The organism is Streptomyces sp. NPDC007162 (genome assembly GCF_040634175.1).
Lineage (GTDB): Bacteria > Actinomycetota > Actinomycetes > Streptomycetales > Streptomycetaceae > Streptomyces.
The window spans coordinates 1-3,967 of the sequence record NZ_JBEYFC010000691.1 but is presented as its reverse complement, the minus strand read 5'-3'; the positions used below and the strand labels follow the sequence as shown (position 1 = coordinate 3,967).

General features: G+C 72.1%; 4 protein-coding genes. All 4 read left to right on the top strand.

The features are described 5' to 3' along the window. Positions 1–930, top strand: a 930-nt coding sequence (locus ABZ646_RS42165) for a prephenate dehydrogenase (protein ID WP_360531760.1), incomplete at its 5' end; no start/stop codon positions are given. Positions 931–1,030: 100 nt separating this feature from the next. After that, on the top strand, positions 1,031–1,717 hold the full coding sequence (gene cmk / locus ABZ646_RS42160) for a (d)CMP kinase (protein WP_360531757.1): 687 nt from the start codon (positions 1,031–1,033) through the stop codon (positions 1,715–1,717). A gap of 53 nt (positions 1,718–1,770) precedes the next feature. Then, entirely contained in the window at positions 1,771–2,358 is a 588-nt protein-coding gene (locus ABZ646_RS42155; protein ID WP_360531763.1) for a lysophospholipid acyltransferase family protein, read from the top strand. 77 nt (positions 2,359–2,435) lie between these two features. Next, positions 2,436–3,905, top strand: coding sequence for a ribosome biogenesis GTPase Der (gene der / locus ABZ646_RS42150; RefSeq protein WP_360531754.1), 1,470 nt, complete (start codon positions 2,436–2,438; stop codon positions 3,903–3,905). Positions 3,906–3,967: the final 62 nt, after the last annotated feature.

Sequence of the window (3,967 nt, the reverse complement as noted above, 5' to 3'; positions counted from 1 at the left end):
GGCCCCGTCGACCTCGCGATCGTCGCAGCCCCGCCCGCCCATGTGGCGTCCGTCCTCGCGGACGCGATGGGCAGGGGCGTGGCCCGCGGCTACATCGACGTGGCCAGCGTCAAGGGCGGCCCGCGCCGCGAGCTGGAGGCACACGGCCTGGACCTGTCGTCGTACATCGGCACGCACCCCATGTCCGGCCGGGAGAAGTCCGGCCCGCTGGCGGCCACCGCCGACCTCTTCGAGGGCCGCCCCTGGGTGCTCACCCCGACCCGGGACACCGACACCGAGGTGCTGAACCTCGCCCTGGAGCTGGTCTCGCACTGCCGTGCCGTCCCGGTCGTCATGGACGCCGACGCCCACGACCGCGCCGTGGCCCTGGTCTCCCACATGCCCCACCTGGTCTCCAGCATGGTCGCCGCCCGCCTGGAGCACGCCGAGGAGGCGGCCGTACGACTGTGCGGGCAGGGCATCCGGGACGTGACCCGGATCGCCGCCTCCGACCCCCGGATGTGGATCGACATCCTCTCCGCGAACCCCGGCCCGGTCGCCGACCTGCTCGCCGACGTCTCCGCCGACCTCGACGAGACGGTCCGCGCGCTGCGCGCCCTGCAGTCCTCGGACGAGTCCAAGCGGCGCGAGGGCGGCGCCGGCATCGAGGACGTGCTGCGCCGTGGCAACGCGGGCCAGGTGCGGGTGCCCGGCAAGCACGGTTCGGCGCCGCGCGCCTACGAGGTCGTGGCGGTGCTCATCGACGACCAGCCCGGCCAGCTGGCCCGGATCTTCGCGGACGCCGGCGCGGCCGGGGTCAACGTCGAGGACGTGCGGATCGAGCACGCTACCGGGCAGCAGGCCGGTCACGTCCAGCTGTGGGTGGAGCCCAAGGCGGTGCCCGTACTCACGTCGGCGCTGCGGGACCGGGGCTGGGCGCTGCGGCAGTAGCCCGCGCTGAATCCGGCGGTCCCGGGGGCCGGTAACCTTGTGCGGGGCGCACTGGCGTCCCGCACACCACCCACCACCTGCACCCGGAAGGTGTCCCCCCGTGGAAAACGGCGCCGTAAAGCCCGTGATTGTCGCGATCGACGGCCCCTCGGGCACCGGCAAGTCGAGCACGTCCAAGGCCGTGGCCGCGCAGCTGGGCCTCAGCTACCTGGACACCGGCGCCCAGTACCGGGCGATCACCTGGTGGATGGTGAACAACGGCATCGACCTCACCGACCCCACGGCGATCGCCGCGGTGGCCGGCAAGCCGGAGATCGTCTCCGGCACCGACCCGGCCCACCCGACGATCACCGTCGACGGCGTCGACGTCTCCGGCCCGATCCGCACCCAGGACGTCACCTCCAAGGTGAGCGCGGTCAGCGCGGTGCCCGAGGTGCGCACCCGGATCACCGAGCTGCAGCGTTCCCTGGCCTCCTCCGCCGAGGCCGGGATCGTCGTCGAGGGCCGCGACATCGGCACCACCGTGCTGCCCGACGCCGACCTGAAGGTCTTCCTCACCGCCTCCGCCGAGGCGCGTGCCGCCCGCCGCAGCGGCGAGCTGAAGGGCGCCGACGTCAACGCCACCCGTGAGGCCCTGATCCAGCGGGACGCGGCCGACTCGACCCGCAAGACCTCGCCGCTCGCCAAGGCGGGCGACGCGGTCGAGGTGGACACCACCCAGCTGACGCTCGCCCAGGTCATAGAGTGTGTCGTCACCCTCGTCGAGGAGAAGCGGGCCGGGAAGTGAGCCTTCCGTCGCAGCGGGGCGCCGAGACCGGGCGGCGCATCGGGGTCGGCCTCATGTACGGGCTGTGGAAGCCGCGCGTGCTCGGCGCCTGGAAGATGCCCGCGCACGGCCCGGCGATCCTCGCCGTGAACCACTCCCACAACATCGACGGGCCGATGGTCATGGGCGTGTCGCCGCGGCCGACGCACTTCCTCATCAAGAAGGAGGCGTTCGTCGGCCCGCTCGACCCGTTCCTGACCCGGATCGGCCAGCTGAAGGTGGACCGCAGGTCCACCGACCGCACGGCGGTCACCCGGGCGCTCGGCGTCCTGGAGGCCGGGGGAGTGCTCGGGATCTTCCCCGAGGGCAGCCGGGGCGACGGCGACTTCGCCGCACTGCGCGCGGGCCTCGCCTACTTCGCGGTGCGCTCCGGGGCGCCCATAGTGCCGGTGGCCGTCCTGGGAAGTTCCGAGCGGCAGGGACGGTTGATAAAGGGGCTGCCGCCGCTGCGCTCCCGCGTCGACGTCGTCTTCGGCGACCCTTTCGAGGCGGGCGACGGCACCGGCCGCCGCACCCGCAAAGCCCTGGACGAGGCCACCGAGCGCATCCAGAAGCAGCTCACCGGCCACCTGGAAAACGCCAGGCGTCTGACCGGACGCTAGGCGACACTGAGTAGTGGATCGGCCCGGTACACGGCTGTTCCACCGATCACCACGATGAACGACGAGGTACGGACTTCATGAACGACCACAGCCAGCCCGGCGACTCGGCTGAGCACGAGTACGACCACGGGGCGCTCGGCGACGCCGAGTACGCGGAGTTCATGGAGCTCGCCGCCGAAGAGGGTTTCGACATCGAGGACGTCGAGGGCGCCATCGAGGCGGCGGGCCACGGGCCGCTGCCCGTCCTCGCCGTCGTCGGCCGCCCGAACGTCGGCAAGTCGACGCTCGTGAACCGCATCATCGGCCGCCGTGAGGCCGTCGTCGAGGACAAGCCCGGCGTCACCCGCGACCGGGTGACCTACGAGGCCGAGTGGGCGGGCCGCCGCTTCAAGGTCGTCGACACCGGCGGCTGGGAGCAGGACGTCCTCGGCATCGACGCCTCCGTGGCCGCCCAGGCGGAGTACGCGATCGAGGCGGCCGACGCGGTCGTGTTCGTCGTCGACGCCAAGGTCGGTGCCACCGACACCGACGAGGCGGTCGTACGACTGCTGCGCAAGGCCGGCAAGCCCGTCGTGCTGGCCGCCAACAAGGTCGACGGCCCGAGCGGCGAGGCCGACGCGGCCTACCTCTGGTCCCTGGGCCTCGGCGAGCCGCACCCGGTCTCCGCGCTGCACGGCCGTGGCACCGGCGACATGCTGGACGCCGTCCTGGAGGCGCTGCCCGAGGCGCCCGAGCAGACCTTCGGCGGGGCCGGCATCGGCGGCCCCCGCCGGATCGCCCTCATCGGCCGCCCGAACGTCGGCAAGTCCTCCCTCCTCAACAAGGTGGCGGGCGAGGAGCGCGTCGTCGTCAACGAACTCGCCGGAACCACCCGCGACCCCGTCGACGAACGGATCGAACTCGGCGGAGTCACCTGGAAGTTCGTCGACACCGCCGGTATCCGCAAGCGCGTGCATCTCCAGCAGGGCGCCGACTACTACGCCTCGCTGCGCACCGCCGCCGCCGTGGAGAAGGCGGAGGTCGCGGTGATCCTCATCGACGCCTCCGAGTCCATCTCGGTGCAGGACCAGCGCATCGTCACCATGGCCGTCGAGGCGGGCCGCGCGGTCGTCCTCGCCTTCAACAAGTGGGACACCCTCGACGAGGAGCGCCGCTACTACCTGGAGCGCGAGATCGAGACCGAGCTCGGCCAGGTCGCCTGGGCGCCCCGGGTCAACGTCTCCGCGCGCACCGGCCGCCACATGGAGAAGCTGGTCCCCGCGATCGAGACCGCCCTCGCCGGCTGGGAGACCCGCGTGCCCACCGGCCGCCTCAACGCCTTCCTCGGCGAGCTGGTCTCGGCCCATCCGCACCCGGTCCGGGGCGGCAAGCAGCCGCGCATCCTGTTCGGCACCCAGGCCGGCACCAAGCCGCCGCGGTTCGTCCTGTTCGCCTCCGGCTTCATCGAGGCGGGCTACCGCCGCTTCATCGAACGCAGGCTGCGTGAGGAGTTCGGTTTCGAGGGCACCCCGATCCACATCTCCGTGCGGGTGTGCCGATCCAGTTGAAGAACTTCACACCGGTCGGTACCGCGATCAGGAAGGTCATGAACGAGAAGAACGGCAGCAGC

Coding starts and splice junctions, on each gene's coding strand:
- ABZ646_RS42155 (WP_360531763.1), top strand. CDS start 1,771: ATGTACGGGCTGTGGAAGCCGCGCGTGCTCGGCGCCTGGAAGATGCCC.
- der (WP_360531754.1), top strand. CDS start 2,436: ATGAACGACCACAGCCAGCCCGGCGACTCGGCTGAGCACGAGTACGAC.